This window comes from Gordonia sp. GONU (genome assembly GCF_024733855.1).
Taxonomy (GTDB): Bacteria; Actinomycetota; Actinomycetes; order Mycobacteriales; family Mycobacteriaceae; genus Gordonia; species Gordonia amicalis.
In genome coordinates, this window is record NZ_JANRHB010000012.1 from 104090 (window position 1) to 129627 (window position 25538).

At 67.2% G+C, this 25538-nt stretch carries 26 protein-coding genes; 13 read left to right on the forward strand and 13 right to left on the reverse strand.

Annotation, left to right across the window (positions count from 1 at the left end):
- The first annotated feature begins 10 nt into the window (after window positions 1–10).
- The 3 genes from NWF34_RS13455 (at window position 11) to NWF34_RS13465 (ending at window position 2303) form a co-directional block, all read left to right on the forward strand.
- A complete protein-coding gene (locus NWF34_RS13455) occupies window positions 11–1129 on the forward strand; it encodes a hypothetical protein (protein ID WP_258325285.1) in 1119 nt (372 codons plus the stop codon).
- Between the two features lie 189 nt (window positions 1130–1318).
- The gene (locus tag NWF34_RS13460; protein ID WP_232513037.1) at window positions 1319–1891 is read left to right on the forward strand and encodes an acetyltransferase; all 573 of its coding nucleotides are present in this window, start codon (window positions 1319–1321) and stop codon (window positions 1889–1891) included.
- A gap of 250 nt (window positions 1892–2141) precedes the next feature.
- The gene (locus NWF34_RS13465) at window positions 2142–2303 is read left to right on the forward strand and encodes a hypothetical protein (RefSeq protein ID WP_258325286.1); all 162 of its coding nucleotides are present in this window, start codon (window positions 2142–2144) and stop codon (window positions 2301–2303) included.
- Between the two features lie 388 nt (window positions 2304–2691).
- On the opposite strand, the gene NWF34_RS13470 is transcribed toward NWF34_RS13465, so the two are convergent.
- Genes NWF34_RS13470 through NWF34_RS13485 form a run of 4 tightly spaced genes read right to left on the reverse strand, consistent with a single transcriptional unit; the run spans window position 2692 to window position 5742 of the window.
- Window positions 2692–3786 (reverse strand): sulfate/molybdate ABC transporter ATP-binding protein, encoded by a 1095-nt coding sequence (locus NWF34_RS13470; RefSeq protein ID WP_024499444.1) that lies wholly within the window; start codon window positions 3784–3786, stop codon window positions 2692–2694.
- Entirely contained in the window at window positions 3783–4559 is a 777-nt protein-coding gene (locus tag NWF34_RS13475) for an ABC transporter permease (RefSeq protein ID WP_258325287.1), read from the reverse strand. The genes NWF34_RS13470 and NWF34_RS13475 overlap by 4 nt, the downstream gene beginning before the upstream one ends.
- A gap of 35 nt (window positions 4560–4594) precedes the next feature.
- Complete coding sequence (modA, locus tag NWF34_RS13480) at window positions 4595–5344, reverse strand: molybdate ABC transporter substrate-binding protein (protein ID WP_258325288.1); 750 nt, start codon at window positions 5342–5344, stop codon at window positions 4595–4597.
- Window positions 5341–5742 carry a molybdopterin-binding protein gene (locus NWF34_RS13485; RefSeq protein WP_258325289.1) on the reverse strand — a complete coding sequence of 134 codons (402 nt, stop codon included), beginning with the start codon at window positions 5740–5742 and terminating at the stop codon, window positions 5341–5343. Before NWF34_RS13485 ends, modA begins: the two co-directional genes overlap by 4 nt.
- A 284-nt stretch (window positions 5743–6026) precedes the next feature.
- On the opposite strand from NWF34_RS13485, the gene NWF34_RS13490 reads away from it, so the two are divergent.
- Both NWF34_RS13490 and NWF34_RS13495 read left to right on the forward strand, forming a co-directional pair.
- The gene (locus tag NWF34_RS13490; RefSeq protein WP_258325290.1) at window positions 6027–7043 is read left to right on the forward strand and encodes an ATP-binding cassette domain-containing protein; all 1017 of its coding nucleotides are present in this window, start codon (window positions 6027–6029) and stop codon (window positions 7041–7043) included.
- Window positions 7043–7891, forward strand: a complete 849-nt coding sequence (locus tag NWF34_RS13495; protein WP_258325291.1) for an ABC transporter permease — start codon at window positions 7043–7045, stop codon at window positions 7889–7891. The genes NWF34_RS13490 and NWF34_RS13495 overlap by 1 nt, the downstream gene beginning before the upstream one ends.
- A gap of 74 nt (window positions 7892–7965) precedes the next feature.
- On the opposite strand, the gene NWF34_RS13500 is transcribed toward NWF34_RS13495, so the two are convergent.
- Window positions 7966–9129, reverse strand: coding sequence for an ROK family transcriptional regulator (locus NWF34_RS13500; protein WP_258325292.1), 1164 nt, complete (start codon window positions 9127–9129; stop codon window positions 7966–7968).
- 672 nt (window positions 9130–9801) lie between these two features.
- Here NWF34_RS13500 and NWF34_RS13505 point away from each other — a divergent pair.
- Window positions 9802–10863, forward strand: a complete 1062-nt coding sequence (locus NWF34_RS13505) for a sigma-70 family RNA polymerase sigma factor (RefSeq protein ID WP_258325293.1) — start codon at window positions 9802–9804, stop codon at window positions 10861–10863.
- A gap of 26 nt (window positions 10864–10889) precedes the next feature.
- Here the strand turns inward: NWF34_RS13505 and NWF34_RS13510 are convergent, their stop codons facing one another.
- A complete protein-coding gene (locus NWF34_RS13510; protein WP_258325304.1) occupies window positions 10890–11306 on the reverse strand; it encodes a VOC family protein in 417 nt (138 codons plus the stop codon).
- 133 nt (window positions 11307–11439) lie between these two features.
- On the opposite strand from NWF34_RS13510, the gene NWF34_RS13515 reads away from it, so the two are divergent.
- Complete coding sequence (locus NWF34_RS13515; RefSeq protein WP_006436633.1) at window positions 11440–12147, forward strand: histidine phosphatase family protein; 708 nt, start codon at window positions 11440–11442, stop codon at window positions 12145–12147.
- A 113-nt stretch (window positions 12148–12260) separates the two neighbouring features.
- Here the strand turns inward: NWF34_RS13515 and NWF34_RS13520 are convergent, their stop codons facing one another.
- From NWF34_RS13520 to NWF34_RS13540, 5 genes are all read right to left on the reverse strand, one after another.
- Window positions 12261–13007 (reverse strand): SDR family oxidoreductase, encoded by a 747-nt coding sequence (locus NWF34_RS13520; RefSeq protein ID WP_258325294.1) that lies wholly within the window; start codon window positions 13005–13007, stop codon window positions 12261–12263.
- Between the two features lie 38 nt (window positions 13008–13045).
- Complete coding sequence (locus tag NWF34_RS13525) at window positions 13046–14062, reverse strand: phosphotransferase family protein (protein ID WP_258325295.1); 1017 nt, start codon at window positions 14060–14062, stop codon at window positions 13046–13048.
- Entirely contained in the window at window positions 14059–15273 is a 1215-nt protein-coding gene (locus NWF34_RS13530) for an acyl-CoA dehydrogenase family protein (protein WP_258325296.1), read from the reverse strand. Before NWF34_RS13530 ends, NWF34_RS13525 begins: the two co-directional genes overlap by 4 nt.
- Window positions 15274–15396: 123 nt before the next feature.
- Window positions 15397–16044 carry a TetR/AcrR family transcriptional regulator gene (locus NWF34_RS13535; protein WP_258325297.1) on the reverse strand — a complete coding sequence of 216 codons (648 nt, stop codon included), beginning with the start codon at window positions 16042–16044 and terminating at the stop codon, window positions 15397–15399.
- Window positions 16045–16072: 28 nt separating this feature from the next.
- Window positions 16073–16777, reverse strand: coding sequence for a TetR/AcrR family transcriptional regulator (locus NWF34_RS13540; protein ID WP_258325298.1), 705 nt, complete (start codon window positions 16775–16777; stop codon window positions 16073–16075).
- 83 nt (window positions 16778–16860) lie between these two features.
- Between NWF34_RS13540 and NWF34_RS13545 the strand changes: the two genes are divergently transcribed.
- Window positions 16861–17817, forward strand: coding sequence for an oxygenase MpaB family protein (locus NWF34_RS13545; RefSeq protein WP_024499429.1), 957 nt, complete (start codon window positions 16861–16863; stop codon window positions 17815–17817).
- A gap of 165 nt (window positions 17818–17982) precedes the next feature.
- On the opposite strand, the gene NWF34_RS13550 is transcribed toward NWF34_RS13545, so the two are convergent.
- Both NWF34_RS13550 and NWF34_RS13555 read right to left on the reverse strand, forming a co-directional pair.
- Window positions 17983–19263 carry an alpha-hydroxy-acid oxidizing protein gene (locus tag NWF34_RS13550; protein ID WP_258325299.1) on the reverse strand — a complete coding sequence of 427 codons (1281 nt, stop codon included), beginning with the start codon at window positions 19261–19263 and terminating at the stop codon, window positions 17983–17985.
- A gap of 68 nt (window positions 19264–19331) precedes the next feature.
- Window positions 19332–19625, reverse strand: a complete 294-nt coding sequence (locus NWF34_RS13555) for a hypothetical protein (RefSeq protein WP_006436625.1) — start codon at window positions 19623–19625, stop codon at window positions 19332–19334.
- Between the two features lie 123 nt (window positions 19626–19748).
- On the opposite strand from NWF34_RS13555, the gene NWF34_RS13560 reads away from it, so the two are divergent.
- The 5 genes from NWF34_RS13560 (at window position 19749) to NWF34_RS13580 (ending at window position 25233) form a co-directional block, all read left to right on the forward strand.
- Complete coding sequence (locus NWF34_RS13560; protein ID WP_024499427.1) at window positions 19749–20891, forward strand: polyprenyl synthetase family protein; 1143 nt, start codon at window positions 19749–19751, stop codon at window positions 20889–20891.
- Window positions 20888–21610 (forward strand): hypothetical protein, encoded by a 723-nt coding sequence (locus tag NWF34_RS13565; RefSeq protein WP_024499426.1) that lies wholly within the window; start codon window positions 20888–20890, stop codon window positions 21608–21610. Before NWF34_RS13560 ends, NWF34_RS13565 begins: the two co-directional genes overlap by 4 nt.
- 143 nt (window positions 21611–21753) lie before the next feature.
- Window positions 21754–22608, forward strand: coding sequence for a carotenoid biosynthesis protein (locus NWF34_RS13570; protein ID WP_024499425.1), 855 nt, complete (start codon window positions 21754–21756; stop codon window positions 22606–22608).
- Window positions 22595–23743 (forward strand): glycosyltransferase family 2 protein, encoded by a 1149-nt coding sequence (locus NWF34_RS13575; protein ID WP_024499424.1) that lies wholly within the window; start codon window positions 22595–22597, stop codon window positions 23741–23743. Before NWF34_RS13570 ends, NWF34_RS13575 begins: the two co-directional genes overlap by 14 nt.
- The gene (locus NWF34_RS13580; RefSeq protein ID WP_024499423.1) at window positions 23740–25233 is read left to right on the forward strand and encodes an NAD(P)/FAD-dependent oxidoreductase; all 1494 of its coding nucleotides are present in this window, start codon (window positions 23740–23742) and stop codon (window positions 25231–25233) included. Before NWF34_RS13575 ends, NWF34_RS13580 begins: the two co-directional genes overlap by 4 nt.
- Window positions 25234–25538: the final 305 nt, after the last annotated feature.

Here is a 25538-nt window from a genome sequence, read left to right on the forward strand (position 1 = left end):
GCCCGAGGTCATGGCGCAGATCGCGTTCGGCGTCGTTCGATTGCAGGCCCATCTGGAGGTCGAAGCGCCGAAAGCCGGTAACCCGATTCTCAACCTGATGCTGTCGGACTGGCAAGGCAACGCCCGCGGTGCCGCCGACACCAGGGCTGAGAGCCTCACCCGATGGATCAGGAACACCGCCGACGAATTCGGTGACCTCGCAGAGGTCCTGCAGAACGGGGCAACCAACATTCGCAACGCAATCACTGCGCTCGAGAGTCGAACCACCCTGGCCGACAGCAGGGGCTACATCCTTGACCGCGGAAGCCGCGGGTACGCAGTGAACTTCGATCCGGCCCGGGCGCCGGATGGCGCCGAGTACGACGCCGGCGAAGCCTTCGAACACCAGTCCGCGCTCTCGGGCCTCGCGACAGTTGCGGACGATACGGTGACCGCCACGCGGGATGCAATCAACGGTGCACTTGGCGAAATCGGCGGGATGACACCAGCTTCCATTGCAAGCAACCGCGGAGTCGTCGACCCGGGACTCGCGGAGAGCGACGCCAAAGCGGTGATGGCAGGCACAGCGACCCCGGAGCAACGCGGACGTTTTGAACGCATGATGGCGCTTACGCCTCAACAGCTCGAGAACCTCAAGGCTGGTAAGACAGACGGGCTCGATCCGTCGCGGGTCGAATACATTAAGAACGCCCTCGGACTTACGGGTGACTTATCCGGCCCAGCTGCGACAGCAGCGATCTCTGCGATACAGCGACGCGGTGAAGACATCGCTGAGGCTTATCGCAGGTCAAGGCGGTCTGTGGGTCAGGCAGGGATGAGTGCGGACGATGTCGCGCGTATGAGCTCTCTGGGCAAGACGATGGCAAAAGGTTCCTTTTTTCTCGGCTTGGGTGTCACGGTCTACGACGAGTGGAGCAAGTACGATCGCGACGAGCAGGATGGCGGCGACGCTGCTGCCGCCGTCGTCGGGGCTGTCGGCGGTGGGGCGATCGGGGGAGCTGCAGCGGGAGCCGTGGTGGGCTCGTTCGCCGGTCCCGTTGGCACCGCTATCGGAGCTGGGATCGGCGCCGCCATCGGCAGCAAGGCCGGCGCCGACGCAGTGAAGTTCGTGAAAGGTTGGTTCGATTGATGGCGAAACACACTGACTCCGGCAAGCGAGACCCTGACTCATTGCCGCCATGGAAAGCACAGACTCAACGCGACCGCCCGCGACGGCTGTCCACGAGCCTGTCCGACAGTACGACGAGCTTCATGTTCTGGACACCACTGGCATGTATCCCGTCTGGCCTGACCTTCTTCCTGGGGCTGCTGTGTGGGGGTGCGTTATCAAGCTGATGAATGCAGGGACGGCAAACGCGTGATCGCAGCCCTCGAGTACGCAATCGCGAACTTCGCGGCGACGGCCGAGCTCAGGGCGTCGTCGGTCAGCGCGGATTTTGTTCCACCCCCTGCGTGGTACGACATGGAGACCGACGTCGCGCACAGCGCAATGGCGAGTCGCGTGCTTCTTCGTTCCGAAACTCCGCCGCCCACGTTCGTCTCGAACACTGTGATTCAATATTTCACTCTTGGCGACATCGATCCGATCCGCCTGTCGACGATCGATACAACTCTCGATATTCAGGCGCTCCCAGGGGCTACGGTCATCGACCACACAGTCGGCCGGAACGGCTACCTTTGCGCCGACTACGGCGAGTACGTCGCTGACGGCTTGAATCTGCACGTTCGCCGATCGCAGCTGGCCTATCTGACTTCGACTGGACAGTCTGCCCTTGCGATCTTCACGGCCACAGCTCCTGTGCCCGTTTGGGAAACAGTCGAATCAGAAATCAGAGAAATGGAAGATCTGTGGTTGACGAAGATTTCAACACCGACAAGTGGCGACAGCTGAGCACCTATTTCAGCGGGAAGCTGTCCATGTTCGTCACGTACCCGCTCCTGACCTTCTGCATCGGATTGGTGCTTGGGTACGTGACATCGACCTGACAAACGTCTTCTTCCTCGACAGCTTCGGTAGGGAGGGCTCGATCCGATCAAACGGCGTCGATCGAATTGGACCGAGCTCGGCGCAGCCATCGGCAGTGTGGCCAGCGCTGCAACCTTCCAGCAGTTCTGAATCGATAGGACAGGTGACCCGAGGTATGAAGCGACGTCACGCCGGCGCTCCGCGGCATAGGTCGAACCATCGTCCTCATGACAACGCGATCGCGGTGACCGACCAGTTCAAGAATGCGCTGATCTGCGCTCCCTCGTGGACCGCATTCCTCGTCGGACTCTACTTCGGCGACCTCCTGACGTCTTGACTGGTGAAGAAGTGATCTCTGACATCGGACATGCAACCGTGAACCACTGTGGTACCGCCAAGCTGCTCGCCGCAGGGTGCGACTGATGAAGGACCATTTCAAGGGTAGGCATCGACATCCATACCCTGCGCCTTACTCGCGCTCTGCCTCACAGGTTTTCTCCGAAGCCATAGCGAACGCTCGCGACTACCTAACGATCTGCATGGTGTGCCTGCCGTCGACGACGACCCTTACGCTTGGCTTCCTATGTGGCGTCGCGATATGGGGATGAGCACGAAATGACCGCCGGCCTTCCACACTCGGAGTACAGCTGTTCGACACTGGCAGACCTCAACTCGACTCCTGGACTTCGATCGACGTCTGCCTGTCGAAATGAGGTCTGGGAGTGCTACCGCTCGGCGACCGCGCTGACGCGCACTTCGCTCGCCTTGACCACCAGTACGACGTCGAGTCCAGTGACCAATCCCAGCTCCGCGACAGCTGCCCACGTGACCTCTGCGGCGACAACCTGATCGGCGACGTCGGTGTTCACCACCGCGTGGTCGCCTCGCGGCACCACGTCACGGACCGTCGCCTGCAGCGCGGTACGCGGACTTCCGTGCGGGGCATCGAGATAGACGGCGACCGCACGCGGTGAGAACGTCGCGGCGGCAGGTGTTTCGGCCGCGAATCCATCAGCCGGCGCGTCGTCCCCGGGAGTCCCGACCACCGCATTACCCCGATCGTCGACAACGGCATCGGCCTCACCTATCCGCCCCACGAACAGATTGATCCCCGACAGCGAAGCGCTGAATCGACTCCCTGGATTGGTCAACACCTCTCGCGTGGAACCGGATTCGACGATTCTCCCCTGGTCCAGCACGACGATGTCCTCGGCCAGTCCGAGAGCATCCACCGGATCGTGGGTCACCATGATCGTCGTACGCCCGTGATCGGCGAGCAACCCTCGCAACAAGGCTCTCAACCGACTCGCCACGTCGACGTCGAGCGCTCGGAATGGTTCATCCAACAACAGTATTCGTGGTTCGGCGGCCAGCGCCCGAGCGATCGCCACCCGCTGAGCCTGGCCGCCGGACAATTCATCGGGCTTACGACCGGCGAGGTCGGCGACCTCTGCAGCCGCCAGCCACCGCGCCACTCGTTCGCGCACCTCGGCACGCGACATCCGCTGCGCCGACGGCGCGAACGCCACGTTCTCCGCGACGGTCAGGTGCGGAAAGAGCCGCGCGTCCTGGGACAGCAGGGCGACGCCCCGACGGTGAGGTGGGACGAACACGCGACCGTCGCGAAACACCTCGTCACCCAGGGAGATCCGTGTCGTGCCGTCCCCACGCAGCAGCCCCGCGATCACTCGCAGCATCGTCGTCTTCCCTGCACCGTTCGGTCCGACGACAGCCGTCGTCCGGCTCGCAGCAAAGCGATGCTCGACCCGCAGCGGCGGAACCTCCTGGTCGATGGACAGCGCCAGATCCGCGTCGCTCACAGCGCACCCCCAGTCCGGCGCCGCCGGCTGTGCACACCCACGACGACGACCAGCGAGATCACAACCAGAATGAGCGACAACGGGATCGCGGCCTGGGGGTCGTTGACGGAGGACACGTAGATCGCCAGCGGCGCGGTCTGCGTGACGCCCGGCGCGTTGCCCGCGAACGTGATCGTCGCGCCGAACTCGCCGAGCGCCCGCGCGAACGCCAGCACCAGCCCGGCGAGCAACGACGGCGCCACCAACGGCAGGGTCACCCGCCACAACGTGCGGGTCGGTCCGGCACCAAGCGTCGCGGCGACCTCCTCGTACCTCGTACCCACCACGCGGACAGCACCTTCGACGCTGATGACCAGGAACGGCAAAGCGACGAAGGTCTGCGCCAGCACGACCGCGGCGGTGGTGAAGGCGATGTCGATCCCGGCGTCGTGCAGATGTTCCCCGACGATCCCGAGGCGCCCGAACGTGTACAGCAGAGCCAGACCGCCCACCACCGGCGGCAGCACCAGCGGCAGGAGCACCAGCGCCCGTAACACGCGCACGAGCAGACCGTCGTGGCGCGCGAAGATCACCGCCATAGGCACGCCCACCACGAGACAGATGACGGTGCTGATCGCTGCGGTGATCAGCGAGAGTCGCAGCGCGTCAAGCGAAGACGGAGACGTCACCTGATTCACGAAGGTGTCCCAGGGCGAGCGGAACAGCAGCGCCAGGGGCGGCACGACGATCAGCGCGACTCCGACCGCGGCAAATCCATACGCCCAAGCCGGCAATCCGGCCGGGCCCCGTCGAGCGAAGCGGGGTGGTGTCACGGCGCGCCGAAGCCGGCTTCGGTCAAGATGCGCTGTCCGTCAGCACCCAGAACGAGTTGGACGAACTCCGACCCCAGGTCACCGTCGGCGGCATCCTTCAGCGTCGCAATGGGATAGGAGTTGACGACGGCGGCGAACGCCGGATCGGTCACGGTTGCCACCTTGTCGCCGGCCGCCTTCGCATCGGTCACGTACACGACCCCGGCATCGGCCTGCCCGGTCGTCACCTTGGTGAGTACCGCGCTCACCGACTGCTCCTCCGATGCCGCGTCGATGGTGATCCCGGTGTTCTTCTCCACCATCTCGGTCGCGGCCCCACACGGCTGAGCGGACTGGCAGACGACCGTCGTCACCCCCGGCTTGTTGAGATCGGCCAATGTCGCGATGTCCTGTGGATTTCCGGGGGCGGTGACGATCACGAGTGTGTTGGTCGCGAAGATCTCGGGGTCGACCGCCAGGTCACCGAGTTTCGACATGTTCTTCTCGTCCGCGCTGGCGAAGACGTCCGCCGGCGCACCCTGCTTGATCTGATTGACCAGAGTCGACGAGCCGTCGAACGAAAGTCGCACAGTGAGGCCGTCGTGCTGCTTCTCGAACTCGTCGGCGATCGCGGTGAAGGTCTTCTTCAGCGACGCCGCTGCGGACACGTCCAGAGTTACGGTGCCCGAATCGCTCCCGTCGTCCGACGAACACCCCGCCGCACACAGAATCACGGCGACCGCGGCAGCGACTGCGAGCCTTCTCATCGGTTCTCCCTGTTCGTTTCGACGATGACGTTCGTCGACTTGACGATCGCGGTGGCCACCGACCCCGGCGCGAGCTCCAACTCGCGTGCCGACTGCGCACTCATCAGCGACGTCACCTCGAACGGTCCGCACTGCAAGGTGACCTGAGCCATCACACCGTCCATCAGGACCTCGGTGACCAGCCCGGTGAACCGATTTCGCGCCGACCGCGCGACGGGCGCACCGTCGTCCGGCGCCACGGCACGCTCGCGCGCGAGCTGCGCGAGTCGGGCCCCGTCGACGGTCGCCACCGGCCCGTCGTCGGATTGCTCGAGCACCCCGGACGCGATCCATCGTCGGATCGTGTCGTCGCTGACGCCTAGCAATGCTGCGGCGTCCTTGATCCGTATCGCGGTCACGCCGGTTATCGTATCCGTATCTGCGTGACAAATGGCACCTTGAATCCGCAATTGCGGAGGACGTCCGCTCTTGACTTCAAGCCAACTTGAGGTCCTAGCGTGAATCCCACTCCGACCGTCGGAGCCCGGGCCGTCGGACCGATGAATTCCACGGGGGTTCCCGGTCTGTCCTGTCGAGGAACGTCGGCGTTCCCCGATGTGCCCCTGAGTTGTCCCCCATACGCACCCGGAGTCCCCGAAAAATCGTTCGCCCCTGTCAGACCCCATCGATACCGTGGAGAGTTATGAGCTCAGTCACAGTCCCTGCCGCCGCACCCGGCGACCTCGCGACGCCCGACGTCGCGATCGAGGCCATCGACCTGGTCAAACGCTTCGGCGATTTCACCGCGGTCGACGGTGTCAGTTTCACGGTCCCGCGCGGCTCCGTCCTCGGCCTGCTCGGCCCCAACGGCGCCGGCAAGACCACCACCGTCCGCATGATGACCACCCTGTCACCGCCGACGAGCGGGACCGCTCGCATCGCCGGCTTCGACGTCATCGAACAGCCCGGCATGGTCCGGCAGAACATGGGCCTCACCGGCCAGGCCGCGACCGTCGACGAGATCCTCACCGGACGTGAGAACCTGCGCATGATCGGCGGGCTGTACGGCATCGGTCGTAAGACCCTGGCCCGTCGCTCCGACGAGCTCCTGGAGCAGTTCTCACTCAGCGAGGCCGGCAACAAGCAGGTCAAGTCGTATTCCGGTGGCATGCGCCGCCGACTCGACCTCGCGGTCAGCCTCCTCGCGGCCCCACCCGTGCTGTTCCTCGACGAGCCGACCACCGGCCTCGATCCACGCAGCCGCTCGGAGCTGTGGGACGTGCTGCGTGACCTCGTTTCCGACGGGACCACACTCCTGCTGACCACCCAGTACCTCGAAGAGGCCGATCAGCTCGCCGACGACATCGTCGTCATCGACAAGGGCAGGATCATCGCCCACGGCACGCCGCTGCAGCTCAAGGAGCAGGCCGGCGCGGCGAGCCTCGTGCTGACCGTGTCCAACGCCGACGATCTCCCGGCGGCCGAAGCCTTGCTGCGCAAGAACGGCGCGGAGGTGTTCGTCGACGTCCCCGCACGCCGGCTCACCACCGCTTCCGGCGGCCTCGGGGACCTCCCCCGCGTCGCCGCCTGGTTCGACGAAAGCGGTATCGCTGTCGACGATTTCGGCCTCGCACGCCCGAGCCTCGACGACGTCTTCCTATCCCTCACCGGACACCGCGCCGAGGACACCACCAACTCCACCGACGAGGAGCACTCCTGATGACCACCACCACTGCACACACCGACGCGGTGGTCGCGAGCACATCGCGAGTCCATCCGACGTCCCTCTGGCAGCAGTCCTGGATCATGGTGAAACGCAACATGATCCACACCAAACGGATGCCGGAGATGCTCTCCGACGTCACCATCCAGCCGATCATGTTCGTGCTTCTGTTCGCGTATGTGTTCGGCACGTCGATCCAGACCGACAGTGCCTCCTACAAGGAATTCCTGCTGCCGGGCATCATGGGCCAGACCATCGTGTTCACCGCGTTCATCGTCGCGTCGGGAATCACCGCGGACCTCGAGAAGGGCATCATCGATCGGTTCCGGTCGCTGCCCATCCAACGGTCGTCCGTGCTGATCGGCCGCAGCATCGCGAGCGTCCTGCACAGTTCCATCGGCATCGTGGTGATGTCGCTGACCGGTCTCGCGATCGGCTGGCGCATCCGCGGCTCCTTCGTCGAGGCCGTTCTCGCGTACGCCATGCTGTTGCTGTTCGGATTCGCGATGATCTGGTTCGGCATCCTCATCGGATCGTGGCTGCGAACCGTGGAGGCGGTCAACGGCTTCATGTTCTCGACGCTGTTCCCGATCACGTTCCTGTCGAACGCGTTCGTCCCCACCGAGCCGATGCCCACGTGGCTCAGGACGATCGCCGAATGGAATCCGATGTCGTCACTGGTACAGGCCTTGCGTGTGCTGTGGGGCAACGGTCCGGAGTTCGGTCCGGGTTCGGCTCTCCCGCTTCAGTATCCGGTCATCTCGACCATCATCTGGGCGGTCGCGCTGACCCTGATCTTCGCACCGTTCGCCCTACGTGCGTACAACAAGCGCACCATCGACTGAGCGGAGCAGGCAGCCACCCCGCGCTCCCCGAGTAGCGAGCTTGCGAGCGTATCGAGGGGACTACAGCGGCCCGTTCAGGCGGTCAACGCGATCGCCTGCAGCGGGTCGCTGTAGATCGCGTCCAGCGAGACCGCACCGGCCGCCTGCTGCTGCACCGTGGCTCCCGAATGCGATACCCGCACATCGCGTTTGGTGACGATCGAGGTCTCGCGAACGGCGCGGGCCACCGTCGGCAGGCTGGCCGGGTAGTCGGTGAACGCCTGACCGCCGAGGATGATGTGGTCTGGGTTGAAGATGTCGGCGATGAGACCGACAGTGCGGCCCAGGACCTCGGCACGTTCTTCGAGGAGAGCGCGCGCGGTTGCGTCACCCGCACGGGCAAGACCGTGCAGACCCTCGACATCGGTCACCGAAAGATTTAGCGCCTGAGCAGCTTCGACGATGCCGGTATCACTCACCGCCGGTTCGAGACGACCCGTGTGCTGCGGGTCGAGGAGCTCGGTGGCGCCGGTCGGGAAGTGACCGATCACCGGAGGTCCCGCGGTGGGGGTGTGGACGGTGCCGCCGACGCTGAAGGCGATGCCCAGCATTTCGCGGGCGTAGAAGTACAGGAAGCTCGACTGCTCGTCGTCGGGGTTGAGGACCAGCTCGGCGGCTGCCGTCGCCTCGACGTGCGACGCGACCGAGACCGGCAGACCCACGGCCTCGGCGATGACACGCCCGACGGGTGCACCCTCCCAGCCCAGGCGGGGATGATCCACGATGCCGCCCTCGGCGACCCGGCCACCGAGTGCGACGCCGACCCAGAGCACTCGCTTTCCGGTCCAGCGTTCGGCGAAGCGGCGTGCGCTCACGCCGATCGCGGCGAGGGTCTGCTCGGGCGTGTCGGCCACCGGCGTCGGTATCTGGATGGCACCGACCACGCGATGCAGCAGGTCGTGGGTGGTGATGGAGGTGACCTTGTAACCGATGTGGATACCGAGGGTGAGGAACTCGGCGAGGTTGACCTCGAAGGGCAGGCGCGGGCGTCCGATGGCTCCCGACGGGGCGAGGTCCGCGCGCTCGCGGATCAGACCGGCCTTCAGCAATGCACTGACCTGGCGGTTGACCGTCGAGATGCTCAGGCCGGTGCGTTCGGCGGCATCATCGCGGAACAGCGGGCCGGCCAGGCGGGCGGCCCGGAGGACGAGAGCAGCCGGCTTGTTCGACAGCTCGAGGCGAGGCGTCGCAACGTGCACCCGCTGATCCCCCTTCCCGAATCCTCGTCGGTCAGCGATCGGTCCCGGAATTCGGGACGACGGGACCGACGAAGGTACGGATGACAACGGTACGGGTTGGCGGCTCACCTGCGGACCACGGCGCACCGGCCGGGACGCAGGCCGACGCGTCAGCGGCGTGGGGGCGGTGCGCAGGGTGCGAGTGGAGATCTCGGGAAGGATTGCGGTCATGATTGTCCTCGTCGGAAATCCCCGCGCTCAGACGGCGGGGCGGAGTGGCTGAAGTGCTCGGATGAAGAGACTTGGAGCGACACCCCGGACGAGGCGTCGGCTCAGCGCATTCGACGACAACAACAGAGAACACGAGCGAGCGGCAGACGGCAGCCCAGCGCGGTGGTCACATAGGTGACCTCCGACAGCCTGCGGTCGACACTCGTCATGCGGATCAAGCTAGCAACGCCCACCCCGCCGCGGCAAGCCCGTTCCGCCAGGTGACGAAGGTTTCGCAACCTGCGGGCATACGCGTTCACCGGCGAAGATAGCCCCGCCGACGATGATTCGCGCGGGTTGCGCTCAGCGTGATTCCAAATCCTGACCCGGCGCCCATCCGACCTGGGTCGCGTTCCAAGCGGACCGAGGTCGCCTTGTCTCTTCCGAGTCGAGCGTGTCGGTGATCGACGGTAAATTGTGAGCATGACCACAACCGCGGGTGAGTCCGTTTCCGACGCCGATTTCCTGGAGGTCGCCGAACCGTTCCGTCGTGAGATCGTCGCCCACTGCTATCGGATGCTGGGCTCGCATCACGACGCGGAGGACCTGGCCCAGGAGACATTCCTGCGCGCGTGGCGCGGATACGCCAAGTTCGACCACCGCTCCTCGGTGCGGACCTGGCTGCACAAGATCGCCACCAACACCTGCCTCACGGCACTACAGAGTTCGCAGCGCCGACCGCTCCCGTCCGGCCTCGGCGGCGATGCCTTCGATCCGACCGACGACCTCCTCCAGAACCACGAGGTGCCCTGGCTCGAGCCGTATGCCGGCACCGTCGACGAGATCACCCCCGGCGACGACGCGGACCCGGCCTTCGTCGTCGGCGCACGCGAATCGGTGCGGCTGGCGTTCATCGCCGCCCTCCAGCATCTCCCCGAACGCCAGCGCGCCGTGCTGATCCTGCGCGACGTCCTGCAGTGGCGCGCCGCCGAGGTCGCGGACACCATCGGCGTCACCACCGCAACCGTCAACAGCCTTCTGCAGCGCGCCCGCGAGCAACTGAAGACCGCGCGGCCGCAGGCCGACTCCGCGAGTTCGGACTCCTCGGTCCTCGACGACGACGCCAAGCGGGAACTCCTCGCACGCTATGTGTCGGCTTTCGAGCGCTACGACGTCGACGCGATCGCCGAGATGTTCACCGACAAGGCGATCTGGGAGATGCCGCCGTTCACCGGCTGGTACCAGGGCCCGGAGGCGATCGGGACACTCATCAGCAAGAACTGCCCGGCGGAGAAGCCCGGCGATCAGATCCTGCTGCCCACCGTCGCCAACGGGCAGCCCGCGTTCGGTCTGTACATGCGCGAACCCGACGGCGTCCACCGACCGTTTCAGCTCCAGGTTCTCGACATCGATCCGGCGACGAAGAAGGTCGGCTACGTGGTGGCGTTCTTCAGCGACACCATGGAAGCCGACTTCGCGAGGTTCGGCCTCCCCCCGACGCCGTACGACGCCCCGGCTCGCACCGCGCCGAACCCCTGGCACTGATACCCAGGCCGAACTGGCGTTCCGGGTCACGCGTCGGGATTCTGCGGCAGTTGGGAGGGGTCCATCCAGACCACCTCCCAGGCATGGCCGTCCGGATCGCAGAAGCTGCAGCAGTACATGAACCCGAAGTCCTCGGGGTCGCGCAGCGGTGCGCCGCCCGCGGCGAGCGCCGCGCCTGCGAGCTGGTCGGCGTGTTCCCTGCTGTCGGCGGAGAACGAGACGAGTGCCTCTCGCCCGCGGGTGAGGTCGGCGATGCTGCCGGCCGCGAACCCCTCGAAGCGTCGGTGCTGCATCAGGATCACCATCGCGGCGTCGTTGATCGTCATGCACGCGGTGGCCTGATCGCAGAACATCTCGTCGAACCGGAAGCCCAGCGCGCCGAAGAACCGTCGTGACCGCGCCACGTCGGCCACCGGCAGATTGACGAAGAGCATCGATGCCACGGCGGCCTCCAGTCGAGATCGGGACTCGACCCGCCCGTGCGACCGCATGCGGATCAGCCGGCCGGAACAGGGTCTCACCCGATACAGACCTGCCCGCGCATACGAATTCATCGCGATCGAATAGTGTTCACTCATGGGCGTCATCTACCTTGTGCGGCACGGTCAGGCTAATGCGTTGGCGTACGGCGTATCCGACGCCACGGACGACCTCCGGAACGGCCCGGGCGGACTCACCGCGACCGGCGACACCCAGGCCGCGGTCTCCGGCGCATTCCTGTCGGGGCAGATCGACGGATTCACGGCGGCCGTGAGTGGTGACCTACCGCGGCAGAGCCAGACCCTCAGCGGAGTGCTCGGCGCTTTCGAAGCACGGCCGGACGCGAAGGTGGATCCCGGCTGGAACGAGTACTCGCTTCCGGCGCTCGTGGGACACGCATCCCCGGAGATGTACCGCGACGGCCGCAACTACCAGCAGCATCTGGACAAGGGCCTCGCGGCCTGGATCGCGGCCGGCGACCACGAACCGACACCGGGACCCGACGGTGGACCCGCGGAGAGTTACCCGCAGTTCCAGGCCCGTGTGCACGACGCCGCGGTTCGTGCCACGGAGCAGGCCGGGTCGGGTCAGACGCTCCTGGTGGTGTCCTCCGCGGGCACCATCACTCAGTGGATCGCGCAGCTCTGGGGCATCCCGGACGAGCAGTGGCCGACGATGGCGCGCTCGATGGTCAATGCGTCGATCACGAAACTGATCGTCGGCAGGCAAGGCGTGACGGTGGTGTCGTTCAACGAGCACGGCCACCTCTCCGACCGTGAGGGCGGTATCTCGACCTTCCGCTGAGTCCAGCGGCATGGTGTGGGCACGTCGAGCAACCGTGCACAACGAGGAGCCGTGCCGAAATCACCCCCGCGACAGGGGTGTTCGACACGGCTCCTCGTTGTGTTCGACGCCTGCTAGGCCCGATGCAGATTCGTGCCCGGACGCGTGAGCACCACGTTCGGCAGCACCGCGTACCGCGACAGCTGCGTGACCGAATGTGCGACGACGGCAACATCAGCGGCCGTGATCATCTCGTCCTTGGAGATGCGGTCCTTGAGCCAGTCGGTCATGTCCGTGGCAACGTAACCCGGCGCGATCGTCGTCGCGCTCACACCGTTCTCCGACTCCTCGAGGTTGAACGTCTCGCACAGCGAGATCAACGCGGCCTTGGTCGCGCCGTAGGCGGACAGCTCGGGCTCGGGGTAGACGCCGGTGATCGACGCCACCGCAATGACTTTCGCGGCGCCGGCGGATGCCGCGGTGGCCCGCAGGGTCGGCAGCACCGACTGCAGCAGGATGTACGGCGCCCGCACGTTGACCTCGTACAGACGATCGAAACGCTTGACCGGCATATCCGCCACCGCGCCCTTGGAGCCCATGCCCGCGTTGATGATCAACGCATCGCAGCGACCGAAGGCGTCGGCGTGTGCGGCACCGAGCGCGGCGATCGCTTCGGCATCGGTCATGTCGGCCGGGACGACCTCCACCCGGCCGGCGCCGTGCTCGCGGAGCTCCGCCGCCTTCTTCTCCAACGCTTCCCGGCCTCGGGCACTGATCGTCAGGTCCCAACCGTCCGCGGCGAACCGCTCGGCGATCGCCGCTCCGATGCCACGGGACGCACCCGTGACCAACGCGGACCGGTTCTTCGACACTTCACTCATGCACTTGTCCCCGTATACTGTCTGTTCCGATGTGACTCTCAGCTGATGTGACGCAAACCGTCGGCGATGAACGCCGCGGTGGCCTCACCCGCACGCTCGGCGCCGTCGCCCGACGACGCGCCCGAGAGGGCACGGTAGGTGATGCCCTCGGCGATCACGCCGAGCTTCAGGTTGGCGAGACCGAGGTAGAAGTCCCAGTCGCCGAGATCGGAACCGGTTGCGGTGGCATACTTCTGCGCGATCTCGTCCACGGATGCGTAGCGATCGCTGGTCCACGCCGCGGAGAAGCCGAGCACCTGGTCGAAGGCACCGGTCCGGTACACGCACATGAGCGCGACGTCGGTCAGTGGATCGCCGAGCGTCGACATCTCCCAGTCCACGACAGCGGCGATGCGTGCCGGGTCGTTCGCGTCCACGATCGTGTTGTCGACGCGGAAGTCCCCGTGCACCACCGATTCCCGGGCCTTCTCGGGCACACGCTCGGACAGCGCTTCGACGAGGCGCTCCACGTCGGGCAGCTCGCGGGTCTTCACGTGACCCCACTGACGGGCCCACAACTTGACCTGTCGCGCAGCGAACCCGGCCGGCCGGCCGAAGTCACCGAGACCGACGGCATGGTAGTCGACGGCGTGCAGGTCGGCGAGCGTCCGGACGAGACCGTCGAGATTGGCGGCCACCTCCTCGTCGGAGTACACAGCGAGATCCTCTGCGGTGCGCACGACCCGGCCGTCGACGAATTCGACGACCGTGCAGGGCGCCCCGATGATCGAACCGTCGGAGTCGAAGGCGACGGTTCGCGCGACCGGCACCGAGGTCGACTGCAGCGCACTGGTGACGGCCCACTCGCGGTTCATGTCGTGAGCGGACGGCGTGAGTCCACCAGTCGGTGGACGACGCGCCACCCACTTCGTCTGGCCGTCGGTGACGGTGTAGGTCAGATTCGACTTGCCGCCACTGATCAGGTCGATGGACAGGTCACCGGCGACTTCGACGCCGCTGTCGACGAGGAGCCGGCGGAGTTTGTCCGCCTCGAGAGCTGATTCGACTCCGGTCATTTCGCACCCGCCGCGGCCTGTGCCTTCTTCGCGCGGCCGACGGCGCGGCGCGCGATGGCCCAGCGGTGGACCTCGGACGGACCGTCGTAGACGCGGAACGGACGAAGTTCCTGCGACAGGCGGGCGATCGGCAGGTCGGCGGAGACCCCGAGGCCGCCGCACATCTGGATGCTGCGGTCGGCGATGCGCGAATATGCCTCACCGGCAAAGGTCTTCGCGATCGAGGTCTCGTCGGACGCGTGGTTGCCCAGGTCCAGTTCGTGACAGGCCTTGAGCAGCAGCGCACGCGCCGCGGCGAGATCGATCTCGTTGTCGGCGATCATCTGCTGGATCATGCCGAGGTCGCCGAGCCGGCCCCCGAATCCCTCACGGCGCGAGACGTAGTCGACCGCGACGTCGTGGCAGCGCTTGGCGGCGCCGAGCCAGCGCATGACGTGGGTCATGCGGGCGGGCCCGAGCCGGACCTGTGCGTACCGGTAGCCCTCGTCGACCTCGCCGAGGATGTCGGCGTCGGGAACGAAGAGGTCGTCGAAGGTGACCTCGCAGTGTCCGCCGATCATCGCCTTGTCGATGGTGTTGATGTGGCGACCGACGGTGATTCCCGGGGTGTCGGCCGGAGCCAGGAACATCGTGGCGCCGCCGCGGTCACCAGGCGAGCCGGCCGTGCGGGCCATGATGATGAAGAAGCCCGCGCCCTCGGCGCCGGTGATGAAGTGCTTCTTGCCGTTGATCTTCCAGCCGCCGTCGGCGCGGACCGCCTGCGTACGCAGCGCATTGGGGTCCGAGCCCGCGCCCGGCGCCGGTTCGGTCATCGCGAAGGCCGACCGCACCTCGCCGGTGGCGAGCGGGGCGAGATACTTGTGGCGCTGCTCTTCGCTGGCGATGCGCTCGAGCATGTGGATGTTGCCCTCGTCCGGCGCGCCGATGTGCAGCGCGACAGGACCGAAGGTGGAGTAGCCCGCCGCCTCGAAGACCGGCGCGCGGTCGGTCATGTTCAGGCCGAGACCGCCGAACTCGACCGGTGCGTGCGGTGCGAAGATGCCCTCGGCCTTGGCCTTGGCGTTCATCTCGCGGCGCAGGTCGTCGCCGCCGGCCGCGGTGATGTCGCCGGCGTTCGCATCCTCGAGCGGCAACACGTAGTCGCGGACGAAACGTTCGGTCTTCTCGACCAGCTCGACCACCGCGGGATCGTGGCGCAGGTCTATGGGCATCGTGACTCCTTTGGCTGGACCGACGGGAACTTTCCCCGACGCCGACCGAGCGATCGTTCGGCCGTCCATACCTTGCCAGGCGATGTCATCCCGGTCAAGGCTGACCGGGTGAAATCCGTGCCCTCAGGTGGTGCGGTAACCCACCAGGGCACGGGCCAGCTGGAGATTCCGCGCGATCAGCTCGTCCGGGCCCAGCAGTCCGTCGAGCTTGAACCACGTCGAGACACCCACACACATCGTGGCGACCGCGCGGGCCGCGTCCTTCGGGTACTCGGTGGTGAAGTCGCCCGCCTCCACGCCGGCGAAGACGATCTCGTCGACCATCCGCTGCTGACGGTCCCGGTGGCCGATGTACTTTGGCCGGTAGTCGTCGTCGAGACTCCGGATCTCCGTGGATCCGACGAATGCCTGCTCCCGGCGGTACATGTGGAACCGCAGCAAGGATTCGACGACCGCGTCGAACTGCTTCACCGGCTCCGGTCCGGCTTCGAGGATCGCCGCCTCCGACCGGGCCAGTAGGTCGGTCATCGTCCGCTCGAGCAGACCCTGCAACAGGGACTGCTTCGACGGGTAGTGGTGGTATAGCCCCGGCACCGAGAGGTTCGCCCGCGCGGCGACCTCTCTGACCGACGTGCCGTGATAGCCCTGCTCGGCGAATGCCTCGAGGGCTGCTGCCAGCGGGATCGGGAGCTCGGGCTCGCCGTAGTCACGCCACGCGCCGAGAGGTTGCTTCGCCGGTCGTACGTCGGTTTCGCCGGTTCGGCTGTTCATGGGTTCAAACATATCTCCACAGGCGGCACTACTCACCATCGGCGCTGCGGTGGGACAGGCTCTTCTCCAGGATCTCCGCGGGGGACACGAGCAACGCGATGCTGAGGTCCACGACCTCCGACTTCGTGAGCTCGACGTCGCCCTCGAGCCAGGCCGCGAGCAGGCGACTCAGCCCGCCCACCTGGTAATGCGCCACGCCCGTCGCCTGCGCGGGGCCGACGTGCACATCGAGAATCGTCGAGGTGCTCTGGAGCGTCAGACCCGCGAACAGTGTGGTGGACTCCATCCGCTTCGCCGCGATCACCGGGCTCAGCAGGGCTTGCGAGAACAGCAGTCGACCCTTGCGTCGATCCTGATCGATGAGGTCGACGATCGCGGCGACCGCTCCGGCCACTTTGGCGCGCATGGTCGCGCCCTCGGAGAACGCGGCGAGGCTCGAATGGGCGATCTCCTCGATGACCTCGTCGTACACCACACCGACGAGCTGATCGACCGACTCGAAACTCTCGTAGAAGTATCGAGCGGTCAAGCCGGCCCGCCGACAGACGCCGCGCACCGTGACCGCCTCCGCGTCATCGGCGCCGAGCAGATCCAGAGCTGCGTCGATCAGCGATGCGCGGCGTCGCGCGACCCGGGTGTCGCCACCCTCGCCGCCATACGCGCGGAGGGAAGCAGCCGCATCCGACGCAGCGGCGTCGGACCCGGTTTCCGGGGTCGAAGGTCCTCTTCCCATGGTTCCTATCTTGACACCCCAGTAAGTTCATGTTTTATAAAACGGGAAACAAACGTTTCCTAAATCCGACCAGGAGGGGTTCGATGGCATCGGAGCCTATCACCAGTGGAAGCTCGGCCCTGTCGCCGCAAACGTCGGCCGACGCCACACCCGAGATCGAGCAGTTCCTCGCCGCGGAGAAGCCGGACACCGAGTTCCTGCCGTCGACCGCACGCATGTCCCGCGCCGAACTGGACGCACTCCCCTCCGCACAGAACCTCGATCCGTTGGGCATCGGCGTCCTCGCCGGCGCGGCGAACGTCATCATGCAGCTGAGCCTGCCCGCGGTGGGTTACGGCGTGTACGAGAGCCGCGTCGACTCGGGGAATCTGTTCAAGCATCCTCTCAAGCGCGGTCGTACCACTCTGAGCTACCTCGCGGTCGCCGGTCTGGGCAGCGCCAAGGACCGCAAGGCCTACCGCAAGGCGATCGGCAAAGCCCACGCGCAGGTCCGGTCCACCACCGACAGCCCGGTCAAATACAACGCCTTCGACCCGAAGCTGCAGCTGTGGGTCGCGGCCTGCCTGTACCGCGGTACCGAGGACGTCCATCGGATCTTCGGCGGGATGACCGAGGTGTCCGACGAGTTCTACCAGGCCGGCGCCGTCCTGGGCACCACACTGCAGGTCCCGCGCGAGGCCTGGCCGGCCGATCGCGCGGCCTTCGAGGAGTACTGGAACGAGACCGTCGAGACTCTCGAGATCGACCCGGTCATCCGTGAGTACCTGATGCGGATCGCCCGCGCCGAGTTCCTGGGTCCGATCGTGGCCAAGCTTCTGGGCTGGTACTTCGAGATCCTGGCCATCGGCTTCCTGCCGGAGAACTTCCGCCGGAAGATGGACGTGCGACTGTCGCCGTGGCAGCAACTGTTCTTCGACAAGCACAACGCCGCACTCCGGGCGATCATCACCCGCGCACCCAAACCGGTTCGCAGCTTCCCGTTCAACCTGCTGCTCGCCGACGTCCGGTGGCGGATGCGCACCGGTCGCCCACTGGTCTGAACCGTCTGTTCCCGGTTGGGGGAAGCCCGTCCCGCTCATCGCGAGCGGGACGGGCTTTTCGGTGTCATACCCGCCGCACCGCGTCGCGATCGAGCGCGGCGACGACCCCTCCCCGCCCGTTGAGCCGGCACCGAGCGCAGCGAGGCGCCGTGTCGAAACGCGCGCCTACAACCTCCGCAACGCACCGCGGCCGAGTTCGGCGATGTCGGTGTGGCCGGCGAGCCCGAGCGTGAGGTCGAGTTCGGCGATGATGTCGGCCACCGCGTCGCGTGCACCGTCGGCACCGGCGAGCGCCAGCCCGTACATGTGCGGCCGACCGATGCAGGCGGCGTCGGCGCCGAGCGCGAGTGCCTTGAAAACATCTGAGCCGGTGTAGATCCCGGAGTCGATGAGCACCTTGATCCGGCCGTCGACGGCGGGCGCGATCTCCTCGAGGGCGTCGATCGTGCTCACGGCACCGTCGATCTGGCGTCCACCGTGGTTGGACACGATGATGCCGTCGACCCCGGCGTCGACGGCGCGACGGGCATCGTCGGGATGGAGCACCCCCTTGAGCACGATCGGCAGCGACGTCCGCCCGCGCAGCCCCGCGAGATCCTCCCAGCTCAGTGACGGACGCGAATAGATGTCGAGAAAGGTCTGCACCGCGGCGCGCGGTCGGGCCGACGTGAGATTCGCGAGGAAGCGACCCGGCGCGTTGCGCGTGATCGAGATCAGGGTCGCGATGGCACCGAGGGAGATCTCGGGTCGTTCCCCGGCGGCGGTGCGCAGCCGCTCGGTGACGATGTCGACGAAGCGCCGGTCCGAGGTGTACTGCGCGATGCCCTCACCCCGCGCGAACGGCAGCGATCCCAGGTTCAGGTCCTGGGGCCGCCATCCGAGCATCGTGGTGTCCAAGGTGACGACCACCGCGTCGGCACCGATCTCCTCCGCACGGGCGAGCAGGCTGTCGACCAACTCGTCGTCGGTGGACCAGTACAGCTGGAACCATCGCGGCGCACCTGGCGCCACACCGTCCATCTCGGCGGCCACGGTCTCCATCGGCACACTGGCCTGGTTCGAAAAGATGTACGGCACACCGAGTTCCGCGGCCGCGTGACCGATCAGCCGGTCGGCGTCCGGAGCGGCCAGGGACCCGGCACCCACCGGCGCGAACAACACCGGTGCCGGGATGCGACGCCCGAACAGTTCCACCTCGAGGTTTCGCTCGGAGACATCGCGGAGAATCCGCGGCACGATCGCCCAGCGGTCCAGGGCCCGGCGATTGGCCGCCATCGTGCGACCCTCACCGGCACCGCCGCCGATGTACGCCCACGCGCGGGCCGACATCGCCCGTTTGGCGCGACGTTCGAGTTCCGCGAAATCCGTTGGCACGCGTGGCTTTCGCCGGTGAACACCAGCGGTGTAGATGTCGTTCTGCCGCGCTCGCCCGTATCCCGTGGTCATGGGAGCCGATCGTAACGTCGGCATCGCCCGGCCCGGGACGATTCCGGCGGTGTCCGAGGGACCCGGACTCAGCGCGTGGCGATCGCCGTCACGCCGGCGGCGGCAACCGTCACCAGGCCCACGGACGGCCAGGCACCGATCTTCTTCGCGAGCGGATGCGAGCCGCCGAACGCCGCCAGGTAGGTGGCGAGCAGACCGCCCGCCACCGCCGGACCCTTCTCGACCGCCCACCGTCGGGTGCACCAGGCGCCTGCCGTCGCGAGGACCACCCCGCCGAGCTCTCGCCGACCGCTGTATCGCGCCGCCGCGAAACCGCCGACCAGACCGACCGCCACCACGGGAACCGTTGCATCCACTGCCATGCGACCCAACCTACCGGCATCCCGGGCCCACACCCATCCGTCGGGTGTCATCGCTCCGAAGACCGGGTACCCGCATCCGCCGGCGGACCCGACAGCCGACCCGCACCCCCGAAGGGCCTCGACATGACACAGACCGCAGAGATGACCGACTCATCCCTCCCCCACCGGCCTGTCCTCGACACGAACTCCGGTCTCCGCGCGATCGACGACGCGACGACCGATCTGGAACTCGTCGAGGAGGTCCTGGCCGCGCACTTTCGCCGCCATGCGCTGACGCTGCAGAAAGTGGGGGCCGAGCTCACTCCCGCGGTCAATGCCATCGGGGGACGTATCGGCGGTGGCAAGCGCCTGCGCGCAGCCTTCTGCCTGTGGGGTGCACGAGGAGCGGCACGTGGGCAGACGGTGCCCGGTGTCGTCGAGTTGGCGTCCGCGATCGAGTTGTTCCACTTCGCCGCCCTGGTCCACGACGACGTGATGGACGACTCCGACACCCGTCGCGGCCTCCCCACCGTCCACCGCCACTTCGCCGACACGCATCGCGCCGACGGGCGCCGCGGCGATTCCGACACGTGGGGCACCGCCGTCGCGATCCTCGTCGGCGACATGTGCCTGTCGTGGTCGGACGATCTGGTCGCCGCGGCGGTCGACGCCGTGCGCCGGGACGTCCGGCAAGCCGTGCGCGAGACCTGGACGGAGATGCGCAACGAGGCCTACGCGGGGCAGTACCTGGACATGCTCGGCCAGACCGAGGAGCACACCGACCCCGACCGGACCGTGCGCGTCCTCCGATACAAGAGCGCCCGCTACAGCATCGGGCAACCGCTCCGTCTCGGTGGCACGCTCGCCGGCGCGGACGCCGGCCTCCTGGCCGACTACGACCGCATCGGGCTCAGCGCCGGTGAAGCATTTCAGCTGCGCGACGACATCCTCGGTGTCTTCGGCGACGAGAAGGTCACCGGGAAGCCGACGATCGACGACATCCGCGAGGGCAAGCGCACCATGCTGATGGCACTGGCCGAGGAATCGGCGACCTGGACGGAACGGCGGGTGATGGCCAACTGCCTCGGCAACCCGGATCTCGACGCCGACGGTGCCGCACGGATGCGCGAGGTCGTGGAATCCACCGGCGCGCTCGAACGCGTCGAACAACGCATCGTCGAGCTCGCCGAGGACGCTCTCGACGTCGTCGCGCACGCCTCGGTGGACGGCCAGACCCGCCAGGCCCTCACCTCCCTCGTCGAACGTTGTGTGTGGCGCCGCTCATGAACTCGGATGGTGTCCCGACGGTCGAGTTGCGCATCTGGGGCGTCGACCGGGTGATGCCCGCGCTCGGCCGGATGGCATCGGGACGCCGCGCGCTACGGGCGACGCCGGGACTTCGGTTCGCGAAACTACTCGGCACCGGAACCGCCAGGACTTTCACGATGGAGAGCGCCGACCTGCGGCACTGGGCAGCGCTCACCGTCTGGAACGACGACGATGCGGCGCGCGCCTCATCGAACTCGCGGGTCCTGCGACGCTGGCAGGACTCGAGCACCGAGGAACTGCGCATCACGATGCGGCCGCTCCGGTCGAAGGGCCGGTGGTCGAGGGTCGATCCGTTCGGCCATCGGTCGCACGACGGCCAGCCGGCCACCGGGGTCCGGCCACGTGATTGGGCGGGACCGGTCGCCGCACTCACCCGCGCCCGGTTGCGACCGACGACGATGGCGTCCTTCTGGCGGGCCGTTCCGCCGGTGGCCTCGGAACTGGCCGGCGCACAGGGGAATCGACTCGCGCTCGGCGTCGGCGAGCTGCCGATCGGCGTCCAGGGCACGTTCTCGCTCTGGGACTCCGCGCACGACCTCACCGACTTCGCCTACCGCTCCCCCGCCCACAAGTCCGCCATCTCGCGCACCAAGCCCGCCCGTTGGTACGCCGAGGAACTCTTTGCCCGGTTCGCCGTCCTCGACATCACGGGGACCTACCAGGGGAGATCCGCATGAGCACGACCAGACATTCGCCGACCAAAGCACAAGGCACACAAGCGCAAACGTCTTCGCTGCCTGAGGTGCGAGGAGCGCAAGCCCCAGTACCTTCGCCGCCTGAGGTGCGAGGAGCGCAACCCCCAGTACCTTCGCTGCCTGAGGTGCGAGGAGCGCAAGCGACGAGCCACGAAGGCCTGGCGAGCAGATCATCCCGCCGTCACCACCTCATCCCGGTCGCGTGGGTTCTCCTCGCCGCGACCATCGGGGTGCAGATCGCCTTCCCGCTGACCGGTGGTGGCACTCTTCCGCTGACCGTCGCGAGCGTGGTGCTGCTGGCGTCGGCGTCGGTGATCCATCTGGCTGCCACGCGCGGGCTCGGGGCCGCGGTGGGTCTGGTGGTGATCGCCGGCGGCGGCGGGCTGGTCGCCGAGGCGATCGGTGTCAGTACCGGATTCCCGTTCGGCACATATGCCTACACCGACGGTCTGGGCCTCAAGATTCTCGGCGTGCCGGTTCTGGTGCCGCTGGCCTGGATCATGATGTCGTGGCCTGCGCTCGCCGTCACCCGGCGACTCATCGGGGCACTGAACCTGTCCGGCACGCGTGCGCGTGTGGCCACCGCGTTCCTGGGCGCCTATGCCCTCACCGCGTGGGACGTCTTCCTCGATCCCCAGATGGTCGACCAGGGGCACTGGGTGTGGCAGTTCCCCGAACCGTCCCTGCCCGGTGTCGACGACATCCCACTGACGAATTTCGCGGGCTGGCTTCTGGTTTCGTTCCTGATGATCGCCGTCCTCGACCGCGTGGTCGGCGCCGGGCACGAGAACACGGACGACGCGGTTCCCGTCACCGCCTATCTGTGGACCTACTTCTCGTCGGTCATGGCGCACGCCGTGTTCTTCGGCCGGCCGACGGTCGCACTGGCCGGTGCCGTGGTGATGGGGGTGGTCGCGCTGCCGCTGCTCGTGCTCGAGGTGCGATCGATCCAGTCCAGGAGACATCGTGCGCGCGACTGACCTGTGGCATCGCACGGTGACGGTGGGGACCGGACTCTCGCTGGCATCGCTCGCTCTCACCGTCGACAACGCGATCCGAGTCCGCCGGCCCGGCCTCACCGACATCCCGCCCGCCGAACCGCTCTCGGTCCTCATCCCGATGCGAAACGAGGTCACCAGGGCCGACCGTTGTCTCACCGCCGTCCTCGACGCCATCGACCGCTGGCCCGGACCGGCACGCGTGCTGGTGCTCGACGACGGCTCGGCCGACGGAACCGACGCCGTGCTGGCACGACTCGCCGCGCACGACGACCGGATCGAGGTGTTCGAGGGATCGCCACCCCCGCCCGGATGGCTCGGGAAGACCTGGGCCTGCCGGCAATTGGCGGACAACGCACTGCCCGACGGAACCGTCCCCGACGGGGTCCTCGCCTTCGTCGACGCCGACGTCGTGGTCGAACCGCACGCGTTCACGTCGTCGGTCGCGTTGCTGCGCGACTCCGGGCTCGATCTCGTCAGCCCCTATCCCCGGCAGGTTGCGACCAGTGCCGCCGAACGCCTGGTGCAGCCGCTGCTCCAGTGGTCGTGGATGAGCACGCTTCCGCTCGGACTCGCCGAGCGTTCCCCGCGCGAGTCCCTGGCGGCCGCGAACGGTCAGTTCCTGATGGTCGACGCCGTCACCTACCGACGGGCCGGCGGCCATGAGGTCGTCCGCGACGTCGTCCTGGAGGACATCGCCCTGCTGCGGGCGATCAAGGCCGCAGGCGGCCGCGGCGTGGTCGCCGATGGAAGCACCGTGGCGATCTGCCACATGTACGACGGTTGGCACGAAGTCCGTGCGGGATACCGCAAATCGCTGTGGTCTGCGTTCGGTTCCCCGGCCGGCACATCCGCGGTGACCGCCGCTCTCTGCCTGATGTATGTGATCCCGGCGCTCGCCGCACTCACCGGGTCGCGCACCGGACTGGTGGGGTACCTCGCCGGCGTCGCCTCCCGACTGGTGGCCGCCCGATGCACCGGTGGACGCACGTTCCCCGACGCCTTCGGACACCCCGCCTCGATCGCGCTGTTCGCCTTCCTCGCAGCAGATTCGACGATCGCCCGACGCCGCGGCGAACTCCGGTGGAAGGGACGCACCATCGAGGTCGACCGATGAGCCGGGTCATCGTGATCGGCGCGGGCGTCGGCGGGCTCGCCACCGCGATGCGCCTGCAGGCGGCCGGTCATGACGTCACCGTGCTCGAACAGTTCGACTCCGTCGGTGGCAAACTCGGCGTGATCGAGCACGACGGCTTCGTCTTCGACACCGGCCCGTCCCTGGTGACCATGCCACACGTCCTCACCGAACTGTTCGATGACACCGGCGCATCCGTGGACGATGTACTCGAACTCCGGCGGCTGCCCGTCGCCGCACGTTACCGCTTCCCCGACGGCACCGAACTCGAGCTGCCCGACACCCTCGACCACATCCCGTCCGCGCTCGACACCGCACTGGGTCCCGGACGTGGCGATCAGTGGTCGGCGTTTCTCGCTCGCGCCCAGGCCATCTGGGACGTGACCCACGGCCCCTTCCTGGAGTCGCCGATGAGCGTGCGGACGATGATCGGCGGGATCGCGACACCGTCGGATGTCCGCACCGTGGCGCCCTGGAAATCCCTGCGCGGGCTCGGGTCCGAGTATCTCGACGATCCCCGCCTGGCGATGCTCCTCGACCGCTACGCCACCTACACCGGGTCGGATCCGCGACGCGCACCGGCGGCACTGGCGTCCGTCCCGTGGGCCGAACAGGCCTGGGGCTCTTGGTATGTCCGCGGCGGTCTCGGACGGATCGCGACCGCGATGCGGGATCGTCTCCTCGCCCTCGGCGGCCGGATCGAGTTCGGTGTCGAGGTGTCCCGGGTGTCGACGGACGAACGCGCACATGTCGACGGCGTCGTTCTCGCCGACGGCAGCAGGCGCTCCGCCGACATCGTCGTGGCGAATGCGGACGCCCGCCAGGTGTACGACCGCCTCGTACCGCGCCGTCCTGCCCGCATTCCGTCTGCGCTGCTGCGACGTTCGACGCCGTCACTGTCGGGCTTCGTCCTGCTCCTGGCCCTCGACGACCCGCCCGCCGGGCAGCCACATCACCACGTCCTGTTCGCCGAGGACTACGACGAGGAGTTCGACGCCGTCTTCGGCTTCAACGGTCCACCGCGCCCCGTCGCCCGACCGACCGTGTACATCTCCGCACCCGACGATCCCGAGATCGTCCCGGGACCGGAGACGGCCGCCTGGTTCGTGCTCGTCAACGGGCCCCGGCACGATCCCGAGCACGGAGTGGACTGGGATGCACCAGGACTCGCAGAGAGCTACGCCGACCAGATCATGGCTGTGATGGCCGACCGCGGCGTCGACGTCGGCGACCGGGTCCGCCATCGGCTGCTGGTCACGCCGGCAGATCTGGAGCGCCGCACCATGACGCCCGGCGGTTCGATCTACGGCTCGTCGTCGAACGGTCCGCGGGCGGCGTTCCTGCGGCCCAAGAACACCTCGCCCGTTCCGGGCCTCTACCTGGTGGGCGGGTCGTCGCACCCGGGCGGTGGGCTACCGCTCGTGATGATGTCGGCGAAGATCGTGGCGGACCTGATCGCCGCACGCTCCTGAGGAGTCAACCCTCTTAGGGAGTGCCTCACCAGGCCTTCGAGGCTCGTCGCTTGCGCTCCTCACACCTCAGGCGGCAGGGGGCCGTCCCTTGCGCTCCTCACACCTCAGGCGGCAGGGGGCCGTCGCTTACGCTCCTCACACCTCAGGCGGCAGGGGGCCGTCGCTTACGCTCCTCACACCTCAACCTGGATGCACCGATGTGGTGTGCCGGTGGTGGTGGAGGGTGTTGTGGGCGTGCGGTTTTGGGGGTGGTGGTATGTGGGCGTGGGTGGTCTGCCGATCTCGGAATGTCGGCTTGTTTCACT

What these genes read in the sequence shown, in the direction of transcription:
- NWF34_RS13515 (WP_006436633.1), top strand. Translation starts at nt 11,440, where the DNA reads ATGGGCGTCATCTACCTTGTGCGGCACGGTCAGGCTAATGCGTTGGCG.
- NWF34_RS13545 (WP_024499429.1), top strand. Translation starts at nt 16,861, where the DNA reads ATGGCATCGGAGCCTATCACCAGTGGAAGCTCGGCCCTGTCGCCGCAA.
- NWF34_RS13530 (WP_258325296.1), bottom strand. Translation starts at nt 15,273, where the DNA reads ATGCCCATAGACCTGCGCCACGATCCCGCGGTGGTCGAGCTGGTCGAG.
- NWF34_RS13560 (WP_024499427.1), top strand. Translation starts at nt 19,749, where the DNA reads ATGACACAGACCGCAGAGATGACCGACTCATCCCTCCCCCACCGGCCT.
- NWF34_RS13565 (WP_024499426.1), top strand. Translation starts at nt 20,888, where the DNA reads ATGAACTCGGATGGTGTCCCGACGGTCGAGTTGCGCATCTGGGGCGTC.
- NWF34_RS13540 (WP_258325298.1), bottom strand. Translation starts at nt 16,777, where the DNA reads ATGGGAAGAGGACCTTCGACCCCGGAAACCGGGTCCGACGCCGCTGCG.
- NWF34_RS13495 (WP_258325291.1), top strand. Translation starts at nt 7,043, where the DNA reads ATGACCACCACCACTGCACACACCGACGCGGTGGTCGCGAGCACATCG.
- NWF34_RS13535 (WP_258325297.1), bottom strand. Translation starts at nt 16,044, where the DNA reads ATGAACAGCCGAACCGGCGAAACCGACGTACGACCGGCGAAGCAACCT.
- NWF34_RS13525 (WP_258325295.1), bottom strand. Translation starts at nt 14,062, where the DNA reads ATGACCGGAGTCGAATCAGCTCTCGAGGCGGACAAACTCCGCCGGCTC.
- NWF34_RS13465 (WP_258325286.1), top strand. Translation starts at nt 2,142, where the DNA reads ATGAAGCGACGTCACGCCGGCGCTCCGCGGCATAGGTCGAACCATCGT.
- NWF34_RS13550 (WP_258325299.1), bottom strand. Translation starts at nt 19,263, where the DNA reads ATGACCACGGGATACGGGCGAGCGCGGCAGAACGACATCTACACCGCT.
- NWF34_RS13490 (WP_258325290.1), top strand. Translation starts at nt 6,027, where the DNA reads ATGAGCTCAGTCACAGTCCCTGCCGCCGCACCCGGCGACCTCGCGACG.
- NWF34_RS13505 (WP_258325293.1), top strand. Translation starts at nt 9,802, where the DNA reads ATGACCACAACCGCGGGTGAGTCCGTTTCCGACGCCGATTTCCTGGAG.
- modA (WP_258325288.1), bottom strand. Translation starts at nt 5,344, where the DNA reads ATGAGAAGGCTCGCAGTCGCTGCCGCGGTCGCCGTGATTCTGTGTGCG.
- NWF34_RS13580 (WP_024499423.1), top strand. Translation starts at nt 23,740, where the DNA reads ATGAGCCGGGTCATCGTGATCGGCGCGGGCGTCGGCGGGCTCGCCACC.
- NWF34_RS13520 (WP_258325294.1), bottom strand. Translation starts at nt 13,007, where the DNA reads ATGAGTGAAGTGTCGAAGAACCGGTCCGCGTTGGTCACGGGTGCGTCC.
- NWF34_RS13555 (WP_006436625.1), bottom strand. Translation starts at nt 19,625, where the DNA reads ATGGCAGTGGATGCAACGGTTCCCGTGGTGGCGGTCGGTCTGGTCGGC.
- NWF34_RS13455 (WP_258325285.1), top strand. Translation starts at nt 11, where the DNA reads ATGGCGCAGATCGCGTTCGGCGTCGTTCGATTGCAGGCCCATCTGGAG.